The organism is Microbacterium sp. F2E (assembly GCF_020905435.1).
Classification (GTDB): domain Bacteria; phylum Actinomycetota; class Actinomycetes; order Actinomycetales; family Microbacteriaceae; genus Microbacterium; species Microbacterium lacticum.
Map to the genome: position 1 here is coordinate 22,944 of NZ_JAJJIB010000022.1, position 18,479 is coordinate 41,422.

18 protein-coding genes and 1 pseudogene are annotated in these 18,479 nt (G+C 71.9%); 12 read left to right on the forward strand and 7 right to left on the reverse strand.

From position 1 onward, the window contains the following. Positions 1-17 precede the first annotated feature (17 nt). Genes murA through LOK55_RS13020 form a run of 4 tightly spaced genes read left to right on the forward strand, consistent with a single transcriptional unit; the run spans position 18 to position 4,284 of the window. Complete coding sequence (murA, locus tag LOK55_RS13005; RefSeq protein ID WP_229935701.1) at positions 18-1,391, forward strand: UDP-N-acetylglucosamine 1-carboxyvinyltransferase; 1,374 nt, start codon at positions 18-20, stop codon at positions 1,389-1,391. Continuing rightward, positions 1,388-2,170: a 1-acyl-sn-glycerol-3-phosphate acyltransferase gene (locus tag LOK55_RS13010; RefSeq protein ID WP_229935702.1), complete on the forward strand. Its 783-nt coding sequence runs from the start codon at positions 1,388-1,390 to the stop codon at positions 2,168-2,170. Before murA ends, LOK55_RS13010 begins: the two co-directional genes overlap by 4 nt. A 7-nt stretch (positions 2,171-2,177) precedes the next feature. Continuing rightward, positions 2,178-3,296: an NAD(P)H-dependent glycerol-3-phosphate dehydrogenase gene (locus LOK55_RS13015; protein WP_229935703.1), complete on the forward strand. Its 1,119-nt coding sequence runs from the start codon at positions 2,178-2,180 to the stop codon at positions 3,294-3,296. Further along, positions 3,202-4,284 carry a D-alanine--D-alanine ligase family protein gene (locus tag LOK55_RS13020; protein WP_229935704.1) on the forward strand — a complete coding sequence of 361 codons (1,083 nt, stop codon included), beginning with the start codon at positions 3,202-3,204 and terminating at the stop codon, positions 4,282-4,284. Before LOK55_RS13015 ends, LOK55_RS13020 begins: the two co-directional genes overlap by 95 nt. Before the next feature lie 40 nt (positions 4,285-4,324). Here LOK55_RS13020 and LOK55_RS13025 read toward each other — a convergent pair whose 3' ends face one another. Then, positions 4,325-4,801 (reverse strand): DUF3515 family protein, encoded by a 477-nt coding sequence (locus LOK55_RS13025; RefSeq protein ID WP_229935705.1) that lies wholly within the window; start codon positions 4,799-4,801, stop codon positions 4,325-4,327. Between the two features lie 22 nt (positions 4,802-4,823). On the opposite strand from LOK55_RS13025, the gene thiL reads away from it, so the two are divergent. After that, the gene (gene thiL, locus LOK55_RS13030) at positions 4,824-5,825 is read left to right on the forward strand and encodes a thiamine-phosphate kinase (RefSeq protein WP_229935706.1); all 1,002 of its coding nucleotides are present in this window, start codon (positions 4,824-4,826) and stop codon (positions 5,823-5,825) included. A gap of 6 nt (positions 5,826-5,831) precedes the next feature. Here the strand turns inward: thiL and rsmD are convergent, their stop codons facing one another. Together rsmD and LOK55_RS13040 are read right to left on the reverse strand one after the other, a co-directional pair. Then, positions 5,832-6,389 (reverse strand): 16S rRNA (guanine(966)-N(2))-methyltransferase RsmD, encoded by a 558-nt coding sequence (gene rsmD / locus LOK55_RS13035; RefSeq protein WP_229935707.1) that lies wholly within the window; start codon positions 6,387-6,389, stop codon positions 5,832-5,834. Between the two features lie 20 nt (positions 6,390-6,409). Then, complete coding sequence (locus LOK55_RS13040; protein ID WP_229935708.1) at positions 6,410-6,985, reverse strand: 1-acyl-sn-glycerol-3-phosphate acyltransferase; 576 nt, start codon at positions 6,983-6,985, stop codon at positions 6,410-6,412. Between the two features lie 140 nt (positions 6,986-7,125). Between LOK55_RS13040 and LOK55_RS13045 the strand changes: the two genes are divergently transcribed. Genes LOK55_RS13045 through mutM form a run of 6 tightly spaced genes read left to right on the forward strand, consistent with a single transcriptional unit; the run spans position 7,126 to position 12,279 of the window. Then, positions 7,126-9,294, forward strand: a complete 2,169-nt coding sequence (locus LOK55_RS13045) for an ATP-dependent DNA helicase RecG (RefSeq protein ID WP_229935709.1) — start codon at positions 7,126-7,128, stop codon at positions 9,292-9,294. A 17-nt stretch (positions 9,295-9,311) separates the two neighbouring features. Further along, positions 9,312-9,809, forward strand: coding sequence for a pantetheine-phosphate adenylyltransferase (coaD, locus tag LOK55_RS13050; protein WP_141380517.1), 498 nt, complete (start codon positions 9,312-9,314; stop codon positions 9,807-9,809). A gap of 52 nt (positions 9,810-9,861) precedes the next feature. Further along, a complete protein-coding gene (locus LOK55_RS13055) occupies positions 9,862-10,419 on the forward strand; it encodes a DUF177 domain-containing protein (protein ID WP_229935710.1) in 558 nt (185 codons plus the stop codon). A gap of 2 nt (positions 10,420-10,421) precedes the next feature. After that, positions 10,422-10,631 (forward strand): 50S ribosomal protein L32, encoded by a 210-nt coding sequence (gene rpmF / locus LOK55_RS13060; protein ID WP_141380516.1) that lies wholly within the window; start codon positions 10,422-10,424, stop codon positions 10,629-10,631. Positions 10,632-10,642: 11 nt separating this feature from the next. Next, positions 10,643-11,353 carry a ribonuclease III gene (gene rnc / locus LOK55_RS13065; protein WP_374107659.1) on the forward strand — a complete coding sequence of 237 codons (711 nt, stop codon included), beginning with the start codon at positions 10,643-10,645 and terminating at the stop codon, positions 11,351-11,353. A 5-nt stretch (positions 11,354-11,358) separates the two neighbouring features. Beyond that, positions 11,359-12,279 (forward strand): bifunctional DNA-formamidopyrimidine glycosylase/DNA-(apurinic or apyrimidinic site) lyase, encoded by a 921-nt coding sequence (mutM, locus tag LOK55_RS13070; protein WP_229935711.1) that lies wholly within the window; start codon positions 11,359-11,361, stop codon positions 12,277-12,279. Between the two features lie 15 nt (positions 12,280-12,294). Here the strand turns inward: mutM and LOK55_RS13075 are convergent, their stop codons facing one another. The 4 genes and pseudogenes from LOK55_RS13075 to LOK55_RS14160 all read right to left on the reverse strand — a co-directional run bounded on the left by LOK55_RS13075 (position 12,295) and on the right by LOK55_RS14160 (position 14,390). Further along, positions 12,295-12,645, reverse strand: coding sequence for a hypothetical protein (locus tag LOK55_RS13075; RefSeq protein ID WP_229935712.1), 351 nt, complete (start codon positions 12,643-12,645; stop codon positions 12,295-12,297). 143 nt (positions 12,646-12,788) lie between these two features. Further along, a pseudogene (locus tag LOK55_RS14435) lies at positions 12,789-13,106 on the reverse strand (GNAT family N-acetyltransferase); the annotation flags it as partial. Next, positions 13,103-14,188, reverse strand: coding sequence for a GNAT family N-acetyltransferase (locus LOK55_RS13085; protein ID WP_229935714.1), 1,086 nt, complete (start codon positions 14,186-14,188; stop codon positions 13,103-13,105). The gene LOK55_RS13085 and the pseudogene LOK55_RS14435, both read right to left, overlap by 4 nt. Positions 14,189-14,261: 73 nt before the next feature. After that, the gene (locus LOK55_RS14160) at positions 14,262-14,390 is read right to left on the reverse strand and encodes a hypothetical protein (protein ID WP_255314023.1); all 129 of its coding nucleotides are present in this window, start codon (positions 14,388-14,390) and stop codon (positions 14,262-14,264) included. A 442-nt stretch (positions 14,391-14,832) separates the two neighbouring features. Here LOK55_RS14160 and smc point away from each other — a divergent pair, with 442 nt between their 5' ends. Then, a complete protein-coding gene (gene smc, locus LOK55_RS13090; RefSeq protein WP_229935715.1) occupies positions 14,833-18,387 on the forward strand; it encodes a chromosome segregation protein SMC in 3,555 nt (1,184 codons plus the stop codon). Positions 18,388-18,479: the final 92 nt, after the last annotated feature.

Consider the following 18,479-nt stretch of genomic DNA (forward strand, 5'->3'; position numbering starts at 1 on the left):
CAAGTGAGGTCCGATCGATGAACACCCTCCTCAGCGCCGCGGCGGCATCTCAGCCCGGCGACGGCGGAACAGACCGCACGGGCCAGGTGCTCGCGATCCGCGGAGGCCGGCCTCTGGTCGGCCGTGTCGAGGTCAAGGGAGCGAAGAACCTCGCGACCAAGGCGATGGTCGCGGCCCTGCTCGGTGAGACCGAGAGTGTGCTGCGCGACGTGCCCGACATCAGCGACGTGCAGGTCGTGCGTTCGCTGCTCGAGGTGCACGGCGTGACGATCGATGACGACGGTGACGGCGTGCTCCGTCTCGACCCGTCGGGCGCGGTGTCTGCCCACATGGAAGAGATCGACGCGCACGCGGGTGCGTCGCGCATCCCGATCCTCTTCTGCGGGCCGCTCCTGCACCTGCTCGGCCAGGCGTTTATCCCCGACCTGGGCGGGTGCCGCATCGGCGACCGTCCGATCGACTTCCACCTCGACGCGCTGCGGGCGTTCGGCGCCACGGTCGACAAGCTGCCCAGTGGCATCCGGCTGTCTGCACCGAACGGCCTGCACGGCGCCGACATCACGCTGCCGTACCCGAGCGTGGGGGCGACCGAGCAGGTGCTGCTCACGGCGGTGCGCGCGAAGGGCACCACCGAGCTTCGGGGCGCCGCCATCGAGCCCGAGATCATGGACCTGATCGCCGTGCTGCAGAAGATGGGCGCCATCATCTCGTACGAGCCGAACCGGGTGATCTTCATCGAGGGCGTCGACTCGCTGCGCGGCTACGACCACCGCTGCATCTTCGACCGCAACGAGGCCGCCTCGTGGGCGTGCGCGGCCCTCGCGACCGACGGCGACATCTTCGTCGGCGGGGCGAAGCAGCCCGAGATGCTCACGTTCCTGAACGTGTTCCGCAAGGCGGGCGGCGACTTCGACATCCGAGAAGACGGCATCCGCTTCCGCCGCGGGGGAGACGTCAAGCCCGTCGTCGTCGAGACCGACGTGCACCCCGGCTTCATGACCGACTGGCAGCAGCCGCTGATCGTCGCGCTGACGCAGGCGCAGGGAACCTCGACCGTGCACGAGACGGTGTACGAGAACCGTCTCGGGTTCACGCAGGCCCTCAACAAGATGGGCGCCGACATCGTCGTGCACCCCGAGGGCATCGCGAGCCCCGATCGCCGTGTCGCCCGTCGCGCGCTCGAGCAGGCCGCCGTCGTGAACGGTCCGACGCCGCTCCACGGTGCGGACGTCGTCGTGCCCGACCTCCGCGGCGGGTACAGCTACGTCATCGCCGCGCTCGCGGCCGAGGGGGAGTCGACCGTCCGCAACGTCGAGATCATCCGCCGCGGCTACGAGAAGTTCCTCGACAAGCTGACGGCCCTCGGCGCCGACTTCGACGTGCTGGAGTGACCGGAGTGTCGCAGCATTCGCGTCGACGCGCCTCGGCCGAGAAGACGCGCCCGAGCGTGTTCTGGCCCGCCGCGGCGATCGTCGTGCCCCTCACCGGACTGATCGCGAAGATCGAGATCACCGGCGCCGAGAACCTGCCGATCGAGGGGCCGTACGTGCTCGCCCCGAACCACTACAGCGAGTTCGACCCGGTGATCATCGCCGTCGCCACGTGGCGGATGGGTCGCGCCCCGCGGTTCATGGCGAAGGAGAGCCTCTTCCGGGTGCCGGTGCTCGGCTCGCTGCTGCGCGCGACGGGCATGATCCCGGTGGCGCGGTCGTCGTCGGCCTCGGCCGCGAAGCAGACGATCGCACAGGCCGAAGAGCTCGCCGAGCACGGTCGCGGTGTGATCGTCTACCCCGAGGGATCGCTCACCCGCGAGCCCGACCTCTGGCCCATGCGCGGCAAGACCGGCGCCGTGCGCCTCGCGATCGAGGGGAACATCCCTGTCATCCCGATGGCGACGTGGGGCGTGCAGAAGATCCTGCCACGGTACGGAAATCTCAGCCTGTGGCCCCCGCGCAAGCGCGTGCAGGTGAGCGTGGGTCCGGCGGTCGATCTGGATGCCTACCGCTCGCGCGGCGTCGGCAACGCGAACCTCGTCGCGGCCACCGACGCCGTCATGGCCGACATCGCGGGGCTGCTGAGCGGCCTGCGCGGTGAGCCCGCGCCCGCGGAGCGGTGGAACCCGGCCGTGCACGGCCAGAACGAGACGGGGCGCCTTGACTCCGAGAAGTGATCGCCGCGTGGAGGCGGGTCTGCCGCGGATCGCGGTGATCGGTGCGGGCAGCTGGGGCACCACCTTCGGCAAGGTGCTCGCCGACGGCGGCGCGCACGTCGTGATGTGGGCGCGGCGCGCCGAGCTCGCGCAGGAGATCCAGGAGGGTCATCGCAACAGCGAATACCTCCCCGGCGTCAACCTGCCGCGCACGATGTCGGCGACCGCACACCTCTCCGAGGCGCTCGACGGCGCCTCCCAGGTGTACCTCGCCATCTCGAGCCAGGCCCTCCGACAGAACCTCAAGGCCGTCCGCCCGCTCGTGGCGCGCTCGGAGGCGCCGATCGTCTCGCTCATGAAGGGCGTCGAGAAGCGCACGGGCCTGCGGATGAGCCAGGTCATCGAGCAGGAGCTGCACTGCGACCCGGCGCGCATCGCCGTGGCATCCGGGCCCAACCTCGCCCTCGAGATCGCGCGCGAGCAGCCCACCGCCGCCGTCATCTCCTCAACGAGCCGCGCGACGGCCGAGGCGGTCGCCCGCCGCGCGCGCAACACGTACTTCCGCACGTTCGTGAACACCGACGTCATCGGCACCGAGTTCGGCGGGGTGCTGAAGAACCTCATCGCCGTCGCCATCGGCATCGTCGACGGGGTCGGCTACGGCGAGAACACGAAGGCGTCGATCATCACCCGCGGCCTCGTCGAGATGACCGACTTCGCCGTCGCCTACGGCGCGCAGCCCGAGACCCTGCAGGGACTCGCCGGGCTCGGCGACCTCATCGCGACCTGCCAGTCGCCGCTGTCGCGCAACAACACCGCGGGGCGCCTCCTCGGCCAGGGCTACAGCTTCCAAGACGTCGTGAAGCAGATGAACCAGACGGCCGAAGGCCTGGCATCCGTGGCCCCCGTGCTGCAGCTGGCCCGCGAGGCCGGCGTGCAGATGCCGATCGTCGAGCAGGTGAAGATGGTGCTCGACGGCACCATGAACCCGCGCGACATCGCCCCGCACCTGACGACCGACGACGACAAGCCCACCGGGGAGAGGACCCAGCATGGACAGAACGGTGGTGGCGGTGCTCTTCGGCGGTCGCTCCAGCGAGCATTCGATCAGCTCCGCAACGGCCGGGGGCGTGCTGCAGGCGATTGACCGGAGCCGCTTCGACGTCCTGCCGATCGGGATCACCCGCGACGGCGCGTTCGTGCTCGAAGACGACGACCCCGACAAGTTCGCGCTGCGTCCCGAGCATCTGCCCGAGGTCGTCGACAACGGAACCCGCATCATCTGGCCCGATTCGGTGCTCTCCCGCGAGGTGAAGGTGGCGGATGCCACGGGCATCCGCTCGCTCGGCGACGTCGACGTCGTCTTCCCGATCCTGCACGGCCGGTTCGGCGAGGACGGGACGGTCCAGGGCTTCCTGGAGCTGCTCGATCTGCCCTACGTCGGGGCGGGGCTGCTGATGTCGGCCATCGGCATGGACAAGCACACCACCAAGCAGGTGCTGAAGGCCGCGGGCGTGCCGGTCGTGCCCTGGGCGACCCTCACGCGCGCGGAGCTCGACCGGGACCCCGAGCTGTGGGAGCGGCGCGTCCGCTCGCTCGGGCTGCCGGTGTTCGTCAAGCCCGCTCGGGCCGGGTCGAGCGTCGGGGTGTCGAAGGTCTCGGAGTGGTCGGAGCTGGGCGCGGCGCTCGAGACCGCGTTCGCCGAAGACCGCACCGTGCTCGTCGAGCAGGCGGTGACTGGCCGCGAGATCGAGTGCGGCGTGCTGCAGGGGCGCGACGGCGCCCCGCCGCGGGTGAGCGTGGCCGGTGAGATCGTTATCTCTGGCCGCGAGTTCTACGACTTCGACGCGAAGTATCTCGACGCTCCCGGCATCGACCTCGTCTGCCCGGCGGACCTGCACCCCGGCGAGCTCGCCGAGATGCAGCGGATCGCCGCGCGCGCGTTCGAGGCCGTCGGCGGCGAGGGACTCTCGCGCGTGGACTTCTTCTACACCGGCACCGAGTTCTTCGTGAACGAGGTGAACACGATGCCCGGCTTCACGCCGATCTCGATGTTCCCGACCTGCTGGATCGCGTCGGGAATGACCTACCCCGACCTGATCAGCGAGCTCGTCGACCTCGCCCGCGAGCGCTGAGGTCGCCCCGACCCGCGGCAGCGGGCGTGGCGGGGGCGGTTCAGCCCTCCGGGCGCTCCGTGCAGGCCGCGGCCGTCACGGGCAGCTGCTGCACCGCGGTGCCGAGCGTGTCGAGCACCGTGCGGGCGCTGACCTCGTCGTAGTCGAGGTACACCTCGACGGCCGGCGTGCGGCCGTACGTCGTGAAGCGGTAGTTGGGCGCCTCGGCGTCGTCGATCAGCCAGTCGACGCCGCCCGCCGTCTGGCAGGGGAGCGTCGAGGGCGCCGGCGGCTCGAGGCCGCAGGTGAGCAGCACCGTCGTGCGGCCGTCGTCGCTCTGCCAGGCACCGGTGGCCTGGGCATCCGTCCAGCGGCGTTGCTGCCCGTCGACCGCGTCGGGCAGGCGCACGGTGACCGCGGCGCAGGCCGGGTCGTTCGCCCCCTTGGCCGGGGTCATCGAGACGGTGCTGGAGCAGCCGGTGAGGGTCACCGCGGCCGCGGCCATCAGAAGGACGGCGGACAGGCGCGGGCGGAACACCCCTCCAGGCTACCGTGGAGGCATGAACGATCCGCGCGCCCAGACCGTCGGCGACCTCGGCGAGCGGGCCCTGCTCGCGCGCATCTTCGCGGCGCTCTCGGGGAGCTCCCGCGCCCTCGTCGGGCCCGGTGACGACGCCGCCGTGCTCGCCGCGCCCGACGGGCGGGTGGTCGTCTCGACCGACACGCTCGTGCACGGGCCCGACTTCCGACTGGCGTGGTCGAGCGGGCTCGACCTGGGCTGGAAGGCGGCGGCGGTGAATCTCGCTGACATCGCGGCGATGGGCGCGCGGCCGACGGCGCTCGTCGTGGCGCTCGCGCTCCCCGACGAGACGCAGGCCGCGTTCGTCGACGACCTCGCGCGGGGGCTGCGGGCCGCGTGCGACGCGCTCGCCCCCGGCTGCGCCGTCGAGGGCGGCGACCTCACGGCCTCCGACACCCTCACGATCGCGATCACCGTGCTGGGCGTGCTCGACGGCGCCGACCCCGTGCTGCGCTCGGGCGCGCGGGCGGGCGACACCGTCGCCGTCGCGGGCACGCTCGGCGCCGCGGCGCGCGGACTCGCGCTGCTGTTCGACCGGTTTCGGAGCGCCGACGGCACCCCGATCCCGGTCGACGAAGCGGCGCTCACCGCCGCCGAGCGCCACGACCTGCGCGCACAGCTGCGACCCGCGCCGCCGATCGCCCAGGGCCCCGCGGCGGCCGGCGGGGGAGCGACCGCGATGATGGATGTCTCGGACGGTCTGCTGCTCGACGCGCGCCGCATGGCCGAGGCATCCGAGGTGCGGATCGACCTCGATCCGGCGCTCGACGAGCATGCCCTCCGCGGCGGCGAGGATCACGCGCTGCTCGCGTGCTTCCCGCCCGGCATCGCGCTGCCCGCGGGGTTCCGCCCGATCGGGCGCGTGCTCGCGCGCGCGGCCGACGCGCCCGACCGCGACGGGTTCGTCACGGTCGGCGGCGCGCCGGTGACCGGCCGCGGCGGCTGGGACCCGCATCGCGACTGGGACGCCGTACGCGGCTGATCCCGCTCAGACGGGGCGCACCCACCACAGCGTCGTGTCGCCGTACTTCTTCGCACGATCGTGCGCGAGCGACGCCGGCAGCGTCGGCTCGCCGGAGCGCGTCGCGCGTTCGATCACGACGACGGCGTCGGGGCTCAGACGCTCCGCGAGGAGCGTCAGCGTCTCCGTGAGGCCGGCGTCGTCGAGGTCGTACGGCGGGTCGACGAACACGAGGTCGAAGCGCGCCGACGCCGACGTCAGATAGGCATCCACCGCCGCGCGGTGCACGCGGATCGTCGCCTCCGGCACGGCGCGGCCGACGGTGCGGGCGTTGCGTTCGGCGACGGATGCCGCGCGGGGCGCCTTCTCGACGAGGTCGGCGGAGACCGCGCCGCGGCTCACCGCTTCGAGCCCCAGGGCACCCGAACCCGCGTAGAGGTCGAGGGCGCGCGCTCCGTCGATGAGATCGGATGCCTCGAGTGCGCCGAACAGCGACTCGCGCACCCGGTCGCTCGTCGGGCGGGTGCCCGCGTCGGGCACCGCGAGGGCGAGAGAGCCGGCGGCTCCGGCGATGATGCGCGTCACCAGCACACCCTACCGAGAGGTCACGACGCGACGAGCTCGTTCTGCAGCCGCGGCTCGGTGCGGCGCTCGGGGCGCAGGCCCGCCTTGTCGGCGTAGAAGGCGCGGATGCGGTCCATGTCGCCGGCGACGTCGCCGGTGAGGTCGATCGTGGGGCCGAGCCCGGTCGTCATCGTCGTGCGGTCGACGTAGCCGAGTGTGACGGGCATGCCGGTCGCGCGCGCGATGCGGTAGAAGCCGCTCTTCCAGTATTCGTTGCCGCCCCGGGTGCCGTCGGGCGTGACGACGAGGCCGAACACCTCGCCCGCGTGCACCCGCTCGACGACCTCGTCGACGACCCGGGCGGCGTCGTCGCGCTGCACCGGGATGCCGCCGAGGGCGCGCATGATCGGTCCGCGCCAGCCCGCGAACAGGCTCGCCTTGCCGAGCCAGCGGACGGGGATGCCGAGGCGCCAGGCGATCGCGAGCATGAGCACGAAGTCCCAGTTGGAGGTGTGCGGGGCGCCGATCAGCACCGTCGGCCGCGTCGGTGCGGGCTCGGAGCGGAGCGTCCAGCGACTGAACGTCCAGTACAGGCGGGCGAGGATGCGACGCAGCATGCGGCCACTGTACGGGGGAGCATATGCCGCGGCGCGCACGAGCGCGGGCGAGCGTCGCGACCGACGGAGCGGGCGGGCGGCGTCGACGGGCGAGGGTGCGGGTGCCGTCGGCTGTCGGGGCCGCTCTCTAGACTCGGTGCATGCCCTCGCTCACGCTCGACACGAGTCTCGTCGACGCGCTCGGGGCGAAGACGGCGGGCCTTTTCCACCGGGCGTTCGCGATCGAGACGGTCGGCGATCTGCTGTCGCACTACCCCCGTCGCTACGCGCGGCGGGGCGAGCTGACTCCGATCGCGTCGCTGCCGCTCGGTGAGCAGGTGACGATCGTGGCGGAGGTGCGCTCGGTGTCGGTGCGCCAGATGAAGCAGCGTCGCGGCAACATCGTCGAGGTCGTCATCAGCGACGGCGCCGGCGCGCTGACGCTGACGTTCTTCAACCAGAAGTACCGGGCCGACCAGCTGCAGGTCGGGATGCAGGGGATCTTCTCCGGCAAGGTCGGACAGTTCAAGGGGCGCCAGCAGCTCGCCCATCCCGACTACCAGCTGTTCGATGACACGGATACCGCGCGGCTCACCGCCCAGGAGCGCCAGCACACGCCGATCCCGATCTACCCCGCCTCGAGCACCGTGGCGAGCTGGCAGATCCAGAAGGCGGTGAAGGACGTCCTCGACCGGCTCGCGCCGATCGCCGACCCTCTGCCCGAGGGCTTCCGAAGGGCCCACGCGCTCATGGACGCGGATTCCGCGCTCCGCGGCATCCACACGCCCTCCGACCTCGAAGACGTCGAGCCCGCGCGCGAGACGCTGCGCATGCAGGAGGCGTTCGTCCTGCAGACGGCTCTGCTCCAGCAGCGGCAGTTCGTCCGCGCGATGTCGGCGACCGCGCGGCCCGCCGGCGACCTGCTGGCGCGCTTCGACGCCCGGCTGCCGTTCGAGCGCACCGACGACCAGCGCGCGGTCGGCGACGTGATCGCGCACGATCTCGAGGGCGACTGGCCGATGAACCGGCTCGTGCAGGGCGAGGTCGGCTCGGGCAAGACCCTCGTCGCCCTTCGCGCGATGCTGCAGGTCGCGCAGTCGGGCGGGCAGTCGGCGCTCATCGCGCCCACCGAGGTGCTCGCAGCCCAGCACGTGCGCTCCATCGCGCGGATGCTCGGACCCGAGCTCGCCCCCGAGCTCATGCCGACCCTCCTCACCGGGCAGCTGCCGGCTGCGGAGCGCCGGAAGGCGGCCCTCCGCGCGGCGTCGGGGCAGGCCCGCATCGTCGTCGGCACGCATGCGCTGCTGAGCGCGTCGACGACCTTCGCCGACCTCGGGCTCGTCGTCGTCGACGAGCAGCACCGGTTCGGCGTCGAGCAGCGCGAGACGCTCCGGGCGAAGGGCACCGCCCCGCACGTGCTCGTCCTCACCGCGACGCCGATCCCGCGCACCGTCGCGATGACCGTGTTCGGCGACCTCGACGTGTCGACGATCCGCACCCTGCCGCCCGGGCGCGCCGGCATCTCGACGTTCGTCGCCCCGCTCGCCGAGAAGCCGGGCTGGTTCGGCCGTGTCTGGGAGCGCATCACCGAAGAGGTCGCCGCGGGGCGTCAGGCCTTCGTCGTGTGCGCCGCGATCGACGCCGAGGCGACCGCGAAGGGCGGCGACAAGGATGCCCCGGACGAGGCGCCCGTGCTCGAGGGGGAGCAGCCGCGCACGCGCTGGGGCGTCGTGCAGGTGCGCGAGCTGCTCGCCGCCATGCCCGCCTACGCGGGACTTCGCGTCGAGACCCTGCACGGCAAGATGCCGGGGGAGCAGAAGGATGCCGTCATGCAGGCGTTCGCCCGCGGCGAGATCGACGTGCTCGTCGCGACGACCGTCGTCGAGGTCGGTGTCGACGTGCCCAACGCGTCGACGATGGTGATCCTCGAGGCCGACCGGTTCGGCGTCTCGCAGCTGCACCAGCTCCGCGGTCGCGTCGGCCGCGGCGCGGTGCCCGGGCTCTGCCTGCTCGTCACCGAGGCGCCGGCCGGCACCCCCGCACGCTCGCGCGTCGACGCGGTCGCCGCGACCACCGACGGCTTCGCCCTCGCCGAGGTCGACGTCGAGCTGCGCGGCGAGGGCGACGTGCTCGGCGAGGCGCAGTCGGGGGCCAGGTCATCCCTCCGCCTCCTCCGCGTCGTCGCCGACGCCGATCTCATCGCCGTTGCGCGCGACGGCGCCGAGCGCGTGCTCGGTGCAGACCCCGCGCTCGTCGGCCACCCGGGCCTCGCCGCGGCGCTGACGCGGCGGCTCGGCCAGCAGGAGCGCGCCGCGTTGGCCAAGAACTGACCGATAGGCTGGATGCCATGAACAACCGCATCGCGGTCGTCCCGGGTTCGTTCGACCCGCCGACGCTGGGGCACCTCGACGTCATCCGCCGCGCGGCGGCGCTCTACGACGAGCTGCACGTGCTCGTCGTGCACAACCCCGGCAAAGAGGCGATGCTGCCGATCGCGCAGCGCCTGAGCCTGCTCGAGCAGTCCATCGCCGAGGAGCAGATCGACGGCAACGTCATCGTCGCCTCGTGGAGCATGGGCCTGCTCGTCGACTATGCCGAGGACGTGGATGCCGGGGTGCTCGTCAAAGGCATCCGTTCGCAGGTCGACGTCGCCTACGAGACGCCGATGGCGATCGTCAACCGCCACCTCGCCGCGATCGAGACCGTGTTCCTCCTGCCCGACCCGGCGCACGCGCTCGTGTCGAGCTCGCTCGTGCGGCAGGTCGCGGCGCTCGGCGGCGACGTGTCGCCGTTCGTGCCGGGGGCCGTCGCGCGCTTCCTCGACACGGGGTCGCGCGGGCGCTGACGGCCCGCGCCCAGCCGGCGGCGGCTACCATTGCCGGGTGGCAAGAAAGCATGTGAACGGTCCGTTCTCCTTCCCGGTGCGAGACATCCTGCACCGCTCGGGGGAGATACGCGAGTTCGAGATCGACACGCCCGCTCCGGAGAAGTGGGGCGAGGGTCTCGTGTCGGTCGCCGAGGGCGAGCCGGTCGAGGCGAGCGTCCGACTCGAAGCGGTGCACGAAGGCATCCTGGTCACCGCCGACGTCGCCACACGCTACACCGGCGTGTGCGGACGGTGCCTCACCGACGTCGCCGAGCCGGTCGAAGTCGAGATTCAGGAGCTCTTCGGGTATTCTGGAGATGAAGCGGCTGACTTCGAAGTTCAAGACGACCACGTGGATCTTGAAACTCTGGTCAGGGATTCGATCGTCCTGTCGCTTCCGTTCCAGCCGGTGTGCCAGCCGGACTGCCCCGGCCTTGATCCGGCCACGGGCGAGAAGCTGGTCCCAGGCGCCGAGCCGGAAGCCCCGATCGATGAGCGTTGGAATGCGCTGGCCGCGCTGAAGGCCGACACCCCAGACCCAGACGACGAGGCCGCGCGCCCCGCCGCCTCACACACAGAGAAGAGCTAGTCATGGCAGGTAACCCCCCGAAGCGGAAGGTCTCCCGCTCGAACACCCGCTCGCGCCGCGCGCAGTGGAAGGCCGAGCCGGTCGCCCTCGTCAAGACCGTCGAGAACGGCAAGGTCGTCTACAGCCGGCCGCACCAGGCGAAGGTCGTCACCGACTCGCAGGGCACCGAGCTGTTCCTCGAGTACAAGGGCCGCAAGGTCGCCGACATCTGATCGACGCGGCCGTGACGGACGCGAAGATCGCACGCGGCGCTCTCCCTGAGACGCTGCGCCTCACCGACAAGCTCGGGGTCGACATCGACCCCGAGCTTCTGTCGCTCGCCCTGACGCACCGCTCGTTCGCGTACGAGAACGGCGGCGCGCCGCACAACGAGCGCCTCGAGTTCCTCGGCGACTCGATCCTCGGCCAGGCGGTCACGGTGCACCTGTTCACGACGCACCCCGACCTCGACGAGGGCTCGCTCGCCAAGCGCCGCGCGAGCGTCGTCTCCACGGTCGCGCTCGCTGAGGTCGCCCGCACGATCGGGCTCGGCGAGCACATCCGACTCGGTCGCGGCGAAGACCAGACCGGCGGACGCGAGAAGGACTCGATCCTCGCCGACACGACCGAGGCCGTGATCGGTGCCGCCTACCTCTCCGCTGGCACCGAGGCGGCGACTGCGCTCGTGCTGCGCCTCGTGGCGCCGCTCCTCGACGACCCCGAGCGCTACGGCGCCGCGATGGACCCGAAGACGAGCCTGCAGGAGCTCGCCGCGCGCCTCGGCCAGCCGGTGCCTGTCTACACGGTCGAGGCCGAGGGCCCCGACCACCATCGTCAGTTCACCGCGACCGTGGCCGTCGGCGACGTGGCGCGCCAGGGCGTCGGGTCGAGCAAGAAGCAGGCCGAGATGGCCGCGGCGCTCACGCTCTGGCACGCGCTCTCCGAGCGCGCCTGACCCCGATGCCGGAGCTTCCCGAGGTCGAGGTCGTCCGCGCGGGTCTCGCACCCGCCGTCGTGGGCGCCCGGATCGCGCAGGTCACCGTCGCCGACGAGCGGGCGCTGACCCGCCACGCCGGCGATGCCGCCTCGTTCGAGGGGGCGTTGCGCGGGCGCGCGATCACGGCGGCCGCGCGGCGCGGCAAGTTCCTCTGGCTGCCGCTCGAAGTCACGTCGAATGACGGACACGGCGACCTCGGTGAAGCCATCGTCGGACACCTGGGCATGAGCGGTCAGCTGCTGCTGCGCGCCCCGGGCGCGGCCACCGAACGTCATGAGCGGGTGCGCATCGACATCGAGCATCCCGTGCACGGCGAGCTCGCACTCGTCTTCGCCGATCAGCGCACGTTCGGGTCGCTCGCGATCGACCACCTGGTGCCGTCCCCCGACTCCGCACCCGGCGGATGGGGCACGGATGCCGCAGCGACGCCCTCCCAGGTCGCGCACATCGCCCGCGACCCGCTCGACGACGCGTTCTCCGATGCGCGGTTCTCCCGCACCGTGCGGGCCAAGCGGTCGGCCGTCAAGCGCGTGCTCCTCGACCAGACCGTCGTGAGCGGCATCGGCAACATCTATGCCGACGAGGCGCTCTGGGCGGCGCGGATCCATCCCGAGACACCGGCATCCGATCTGTCGGCGCGTGCCGTGTCGCGGCTGCTCGCGGAGGTCCGCGCCATACTGCTGAAGGCGCTGGCCGAGGGCGGCACGAGCTTCGACGCGCAGTACGTCAACGTCAACGGTCAGGCGGGCTACTTCGCGCACTCTCTGAATGCGTACGGCCGCGGCGGGCAGCCGTGCCCGCGATGCGGCCGTCCGATCGTGCGCGAGCAGTTCATGAACCGGTCGAGTCACTTCTGCCCGCACTGCCAGCGGCTGTCGCGCTGACCGTGCGGGCCGTGGTCAGTCGAGCGTCCGCTGCCACGCGCCGCCGATCGCGATCGGCGTGAACCCGAGCGCCTCGTTGACGTCGAGCATCGGCCGGTTCTCCTCGGCGTTGAAGGTCGAGATGAACGGCGACGTCGGCACGGTCTCGCGCCAGTGCAGGATGTTCGCGCACGTGACGATCGTGCCCAGGCGCCGGCCGCGGTGCTCGCGGACGACGAGCGTGCCCCACTGGTGGGTCGGTCTCGTGCGGTCGCTGCCGATCGCCAGCTCGTTGTAGGCGACGACGGTGCCGGTCGGCTCGTGGACGACCGCCGCCACCGACACGAGCATCCCCGCGGCGGCGAGCCGCGCCTCGCGCCGGCGCACCCGTCGAGCGGCACACCGCCGAACCCGGTCGGCGACGGCAGCATCGGCAGACCGGTGTCCGTCGCGTGCGTCGCGTACGTCTGGAGCGTGGTGCGGCCGAGCAGGCGGGCGGCCTCCTCGAGCGCGGCGAGCAGCGCCGTCTCGATGCCGGTGCCGCGGGATTCGGGAGCGACGCCGAGCTCGAACTCCAGCTCGGTCGCGGCGGCCGCCTGCGGTCCCTCATAGATGAGTGCCCCGACCACGGCCTCGTCGCGCCGCGCGACGAGGCCGCCGTGCAACGTGTCGGTCTGATCCTGCCAGCCGGGGAGCGTCTCGGCGGCGTCCCTTCGCAGGTGGTCGCTGCCGATGTCGAACGCGACGCTGCGGTTGAGCACCTCCGCGGCCGCGACGAAGTCACGGGCGTCGGGGCCGTCGATCGTGCGCGGCACGGCGATCGGGGTGAGGGTGAGCGTGTCGATCATTCCAGAACCTTCTTCCAGGCGCCGTTGTAGGCGACGGGCACGAAGCCGATCGCCTCGTTGATGTCGAGCATCGGCCGGTTCTCCTCGGCGTTGTAGGTGATCACCTTGGGGGAGCGCGGCGCGATGTCGCGGCGCCAGACGGTGAGCCCGGCGCACTTGACGAGCTGGCCGAGCTTGTGGCCGCGGTGCTCGCGCAGCACGAGCGTGTCCTCCTGGTGGCTCGCCGCCGCCGCCGGGTCGTGGCCGATCACCAGTTCGTTGAAGGCGACGAGCTCGCCGGTGGCGACGTGCTGCGCTGCGGTGACGAGCATCGTGCGCCCGCCGTCGAGGGTCTTGCGGTCGTGCCGGGCGACCCGCTCGGCATCCCACACCTCCTCGTCGAACTCGAGGGCGCCCGCGGGCGTGTCGGTCGACATGCGCGACTTCATCCAGGCGTACGCGGCGACGTGCTCCGCGGGTGTCGGCAGCTGCCACTGCACGACGCGGTAGCCCGTCGCCTTCGCCTCGGCAGCGGCGAGGAGGCGCGCGACGTCCGGGGCGGATGCCTCCAGATCCAGCGCGCTCTCGCGCTCGATCTGCTCGAGGGTGTAGCCGTTTCGTAGGTAGAACCGCGCGGCCCGGTCTTCGGGGATCGAGCCGAACCCCGTCGGCGGTTCGAGGCGCGGGCCCGGGGCATCCGGATGCTGCGTCCACGACTGCAGCACCGTGCGGCCGTGTTCGCGCGCCTTCTCCTCGATCAGGCGGTAACCGGCCGTGCCGATGCCGCGGCCCTGGTGTGCGCGGAGCAGTTCGATCAGCCAGAACGCGGCGCGGGAGCCCTCCTCGAGGGGAAGGTCGACGCTGACGCGACCGACGATCTCGCCGTCCGCGACGGCGACCCACACGTACCGGATCTCCTCCGGGCTCGGCTGGTAGTGCGGCAGCAGCTCTTCGGGAGTGAGGGCGTCGTCATCGGTGCCGGCGATCTCGCGGTACACCTCGTTGCGCACCCGCGTGAACTCGCGGAACTCGTCGGCGTCCGAGGCATCCATCGATGCCGGAATGGTCAGGGGGCGGAACTCGACGTCCGTCGGTTCGGTCATGAGTGTTTCCTTTGGGTGTGGTCGAGGGAGATCCCGCAGCGGGATGCCGGAGGCCGGCACCCCGCGTGCGGAATCAGAGGAAGGGACGCAACTGCAGCAGTCGCTGCCAGGACTGCTCGCGCTGCAGGCGGTCGCGCTGGGCGAGCCGCAGGCGGCGCTGGTCGTAATCGGAGAGGTCGAAACTCGACGTCGAGGTGCGCATGAGGATGCTCTTTCACGGGAAGGTGCGAGACGGGACGCCTCGCGGGCGGTGTGGCTTCGCGACGGAGGTCTCGGACGGAGACCTCGCGATGCGGGGATGCCGGGCTGCGGCGGACGTGCGCGCAGAGCGCACGGAAGGGCGGCTGCGGACGGTGGCGCCGAAGCGTCATGCCCTGAAAAGGGCAGAGCTCGCGGGCGAACCGTTAGCAGGCGGCCGCGCGGAAAGCGTCGAAGGAGACGGCCCCTGCGAACGCGGAGAGAGGAGCGAACGCTCGTGCTTCGACTGCTTCGGTGACGGTGGTGATCATCATCATGTCAGGGACCTCCTTTCTCTACTTCTGACGCGATCTGTGACACTAGCGCCGAATCGCGGCGCGCGTCAAGGGGAGAGTGCGGCGCGTCCGCTAGCGTGGAGGCGAACCCCGCCCGTGGAGGACACCCGAATGCACTTGAAGAGCCTGACGATGAAGGGCTTCAAGTCGTTCGCGCAGCCGACGACGTTCGCGCTCGAACCCGGCGTCACGTGCATCGTCGGGCCCAACGGCTCGGGCAAGTCGAACGTCGTCGACGCGCTCGCCTGGGTCATGGGGGAGCAGGGGGCGAAGACCCTCCGCGGCGGCAAGATGGAGGACGTCATCTTCGCCGGCACCTCGACGCGCGGACCGCTCGGCCGGGCCGAGGTGCAGCTGACGATCGACAACGCCGACGGCGCGCTGCCGATCGAGTACAGCGAGGTGACGATCAGTCGGACGCTCTTCCGCAACGGCACGAGCGAGTACGCGATCAACGGCGAGAGCTGTCGTCTGCTCGACGTGCAGGAGCTGCTCAGCGACTCGGGTCTCGGCCGTGAGATGCACGTCATCGTCGGTCAGGGGCGCCTGGACAGCGTGCTGCAGGCGAGCCCCGAAGACCGCCGGGGCTTCATCGAAGAGGCCGCGGGAATCCTCAAGCACCGCCGGCGCAAGGAGAAGACCCTTCGCAAGCTCGAAGCGATGCAGGCGAACCTCACCCGGCTGAGCGACCTCGCCGGCGAGCTGCGCCGGCAGCTCAAACCCCTCGGCAAGCAGGCCGAGATCGCCCGCGAGGCCGCCACCATCGCGGCCGTCGTCCGCGACGCGAAGGCGCGCCTCTACGCCGACGAGCTCGTGAGCCTGCGCACCCAGCTCGCCGACCACGCCCGCAGCGAGCAGGAGCGCCACGCCGAGCGGCTCGTGCTGCAGGATGAGGCCGATCAGCTGAAGACCCGGATCGACGCGCTCGAGCACGAGCAGCGCTCCGAGGCCGTCGACGGCGCCCGCGGGGTCGCGTTCGCGCTGGAGCGCGTGCAGGAGCGCCTGCGGAGCCTGTACTCGCTCGCCGGACAGCGCCTCGCCCTGCTCGAGGACGACGGCACGCTCGCCCTCGAGGTCGCGACGGTGAGTCAAGCGGTCATCGACGAGGCGCGCGCCGAGATCGACCAGATCGCGGCGGGGCTGGGCGACGCGCAGGATGCCGCGGCCACCGCGGGTCGTGACGTCATCCGCGCCCGAGCGGAGCTCGATGCCCTCGACGCCGACATCGCCGCGCAGAGCGCGCTCGTGTCGGAGCACGACATGCGGATCACCAAGCTGCGCGGCGCCTCCGATGCCGCCTCGTCGCGGCTCGACGCGGTGCGCGCCGCCGTCGACCGCCAGCAGAACGCGTTGGATGCCGCGCTCGCGCGCCGCGCCGATGCCGAAAGCGCTCTCGCAGCCGTCGACCCCGACCTCGTGCCCGAGGCCTCCTCGGCCGAGCACGCCGCCGCCTACGAACGCGCGCAGCGCGACGCCACCGCCGCCGAGACCGAGGTGAGCGCACTGCGCGAGCGCCTGCACGCCGCCGAACGCGAACTCGAGTCGCTCACCGCGCAGTCCGCGGCGCTTGGTCGTGCCCTCGACGTGCGAAACGCCGCCGCGGCGCTGATCGAGCGCGGTGGCCCCGGCATCCGAGGCCTCGTCGGCGACGCCGTCAAAGTCTCGCCCGGCTTCGAAGCCGCGATCTCGGCCGCCCTCGGCGCGCTCGCCGAAGGCGTGCTCGTCGACGACGTCGCCGCGGCGCTCGACCTCGCCCGCACCGCGGCGGAAGCCGACCTCGGACGGGTCGACATCGCCATCGCCGGGGCTCCGGCGATGACGCCAGCCCTCGCCGGCCTCGTCGGTGTGACGCCCGCTGTCGAGGTCGTCTCGGCGCCGTCCGGCATCGCCGGTGTACTGGCCTACACGGTGATCGTCGACGACCTCGCCGCGGCACACGCGGCGGGTCGGGCGCTCGCAGAGCGTGAACTCGGCGGAGCGGTCACCGTCGTGACCCGTGCGGGTGAGGTCGTCACCGAGCACACCGTGCGCGCCGGCTCGGGCGGCGGGCGGTCGCGTCTCGAGCTTGCGGCCGAGCGAGACGCGGCGAACGATCGTCTCGCCGAGATCCGCGTGGTCGCCGACTCGCTGCGCGAAGCCCTCGCCGACGCCCAGCAGCGATGGGACGACGGACGCCGGCTCACCCGTGAGTCGCTGCAGCGCCTGCGCGAGCACGACGCGGCCCTCGCCGCGCACGCCGAGCAGGTCAACCGGGCGATCGTCCGCCACGAGGCGGCCGTCGCCGAGTGCGAGCGACTCGAGGCGGGGCTCCGGCAGGCGCAGGCGGCGGTGACCGATGCAGAGAAGGCCGCGCACGCCGCGCGCGACGCCCTGCAGTCGGCGCAGCAGGCGCCCCGGCCGATCCTCGACGCGTCGGCCCGCGACGGACTGCTCGCCGACCTCGAAGCCACCCGCGACGCCGAGATGCGCGCGCGCCTCGATGTCGAGACCCTCAAGGAACGCGTGCGCGCCGGCGAGGCACGCGTCGACCAGCTCGTGCGCCAGCGCGAGCGCGAGCGCGCCGCCGCGGCCGAAGCGGCGCGGCGCGCCGTCATCCGCCGCGCGCAGCGCGAACTCGCCGCCGATGTCGCCGCAAGCCTTCCGCCGCTGCTCGACTCGGTGGGCCGGTCGGTCACCCAGGCGCGTGTCGACCTGCAGCTCGCCGAGCAGGCCCGCACGGCGGTGACGGCCGAACTGGGCGAGCTGCGCACCCGCGAGGCGAGTGTGCGGGAGCGCCTGTCGCGGCTCACCGAGAGCGTGCACGGCCTCGAGCTGCAGATGCACGAGAAGCGCCTGCACGTCACGAGCCTGCTCGAACGCGTGGCATCCGAACTCAGCCTCGACGAGAATATTCTCGTTTCGGAATACGGCCCCGACCAGCCGGTCTTGGCGCCCGAGCCGGCCCAGGGAGCCGAAGGCGCCGAGAGCGACGCGGGGGAGGGCGACGCCGCCCCGCGCCCCTTCGACCGGGCGGCCGAGCGTCGACGGCTGCAAGACGCCGAGCGAAAGCTCGCCCAGCTCGGACGCGTCAACCCGCTCGCCCTAGAGGAGTACGCCGCGCTCGAGCAGCGCCATGCGTTCCTCACCGAGCAGCTCGCCGACCTCGTGCAGACCCGCACCGACCTCGAGACGATCATCGCCGAGCTCGACGAGCGGATGCAGACGATCTTCTTGGCGGCCTTCGAGGACACCAAGATCGCCTTCGGCCAGGTGTTCCCGATCCTCTTCCCCGGCGGCTCGGGCAGCATCTCGCTCACCGACCCCGAGCATCCGTTGACCACCGGTATCGAGGTATCGGTGCGCCCGGTCGGCAAGAAGATCGAGCGTCTCTCGCTGCTCTCGGGTGGTGAGCGCTCCCTCGCCGCCGTCGCTCTGCTGACGGCGATCTTCAAGGCTCGACCGAGCCCGTTCTACATCCTCGACGAGGTCGAGGCCGCGCTCGACGACGCGAACCTCGGGCGTCTGCTCGGTGTCTTCGAGCAGCTGCGCGTCTCGAGCCAGCTGATCGTCATCACGCACCAGAAGCGCACGATGGAGATCGCCGACGCGCTCTACGGCGTGTCGATGCGACAGGACGGAGTGTCGGCCGTCGTGGGGCAGCGGGTCCGCGAGCGCGCGAACGCCTAGACGCTATGAGTGGTTGAGCCTGAGGCCTCCGCTCGCGTAGACCGTGGGTTGCGAGCCGGTCTTCCGGCTTCGCCTATCCACATACGTGAGGG

Bases quoted from the DNA above. Each gene is read 5' to 3' on its own strand.
- murA (WP_229935701.1), top strand. From the start codon at position 18: ATGAACACCCTCCTCAGCGCCGCGGCGGCATCTCAGCCCGGCGACGGC.
- LOK55_RS13020 (WP_229935704.1), top strand. From the start codon at position 3,202: ATGGACAGAACGGTGGTGGCGGTGCTCTTCGGCGGTCGCTCCAGCGAG.
- thiL (WP_229935706.1), top strand. From the start codon at position 4,824: ATGAACGATCCGCGCGCCCAGACCGTCGGCGACCTCGGCGAGCGGGCC.
- LOK55_RS13040 (WP_229935708.1), bottom strand. From the start codon at position 6,985: ATGCTGCGTCGCATCCTCGCCCGCCTGTACTGGACGTTCAGTCGCTGG.
- LOK55_RS13045 (WP_229935709.1), top strand. From the start codon at position 7,126: ATGCCCTCGCTCACGCTCGACACGAGTCTCGTCGACGCGCTCGGGGCG.
- coaD (WP_141380517.1), top strand. From the start codon at position 9,312: ATGAACAACCGCATCGCGGTCGTCCCGGGTTCGTTCGACCCGCCGACG.
- rpmF (WP_141380516.1), top strand. From the start codon at position 10,422: ATGGCAGGTAACCCCCCGAAGCGGAAGGTCTCCCGCTCGAACACCCGC.
- mutM (WP_229935711.1), top strand. From the start codon at position 11,359: ATGCCGGAGCTTCCCGAGGTCGAGGTCGTCCGCGCGGGTCTCGCACCC.
- LOK55_RS13085 (WP_229935714.1), bottom strand. From the start codon at position 14,188: ATGACCGAACCGACGGACGTCGAGTTCCGCCCCCTGACCATTCCGGCA.
- LOK55_RS14160 (WP_255314023.1), bottom strand. From the start codon at position 14,390: ATGCGCACCTCGACGTCGAGTTTCGACCTCTCCGATTACGACCAGCGC.
- smc (WP_229935715.1), top strand. From the start codon at position 14,833: ATGCACTTGAAGAGCCTGACGATGAAGGGCTTCAAGTCGTTCGCGCAG.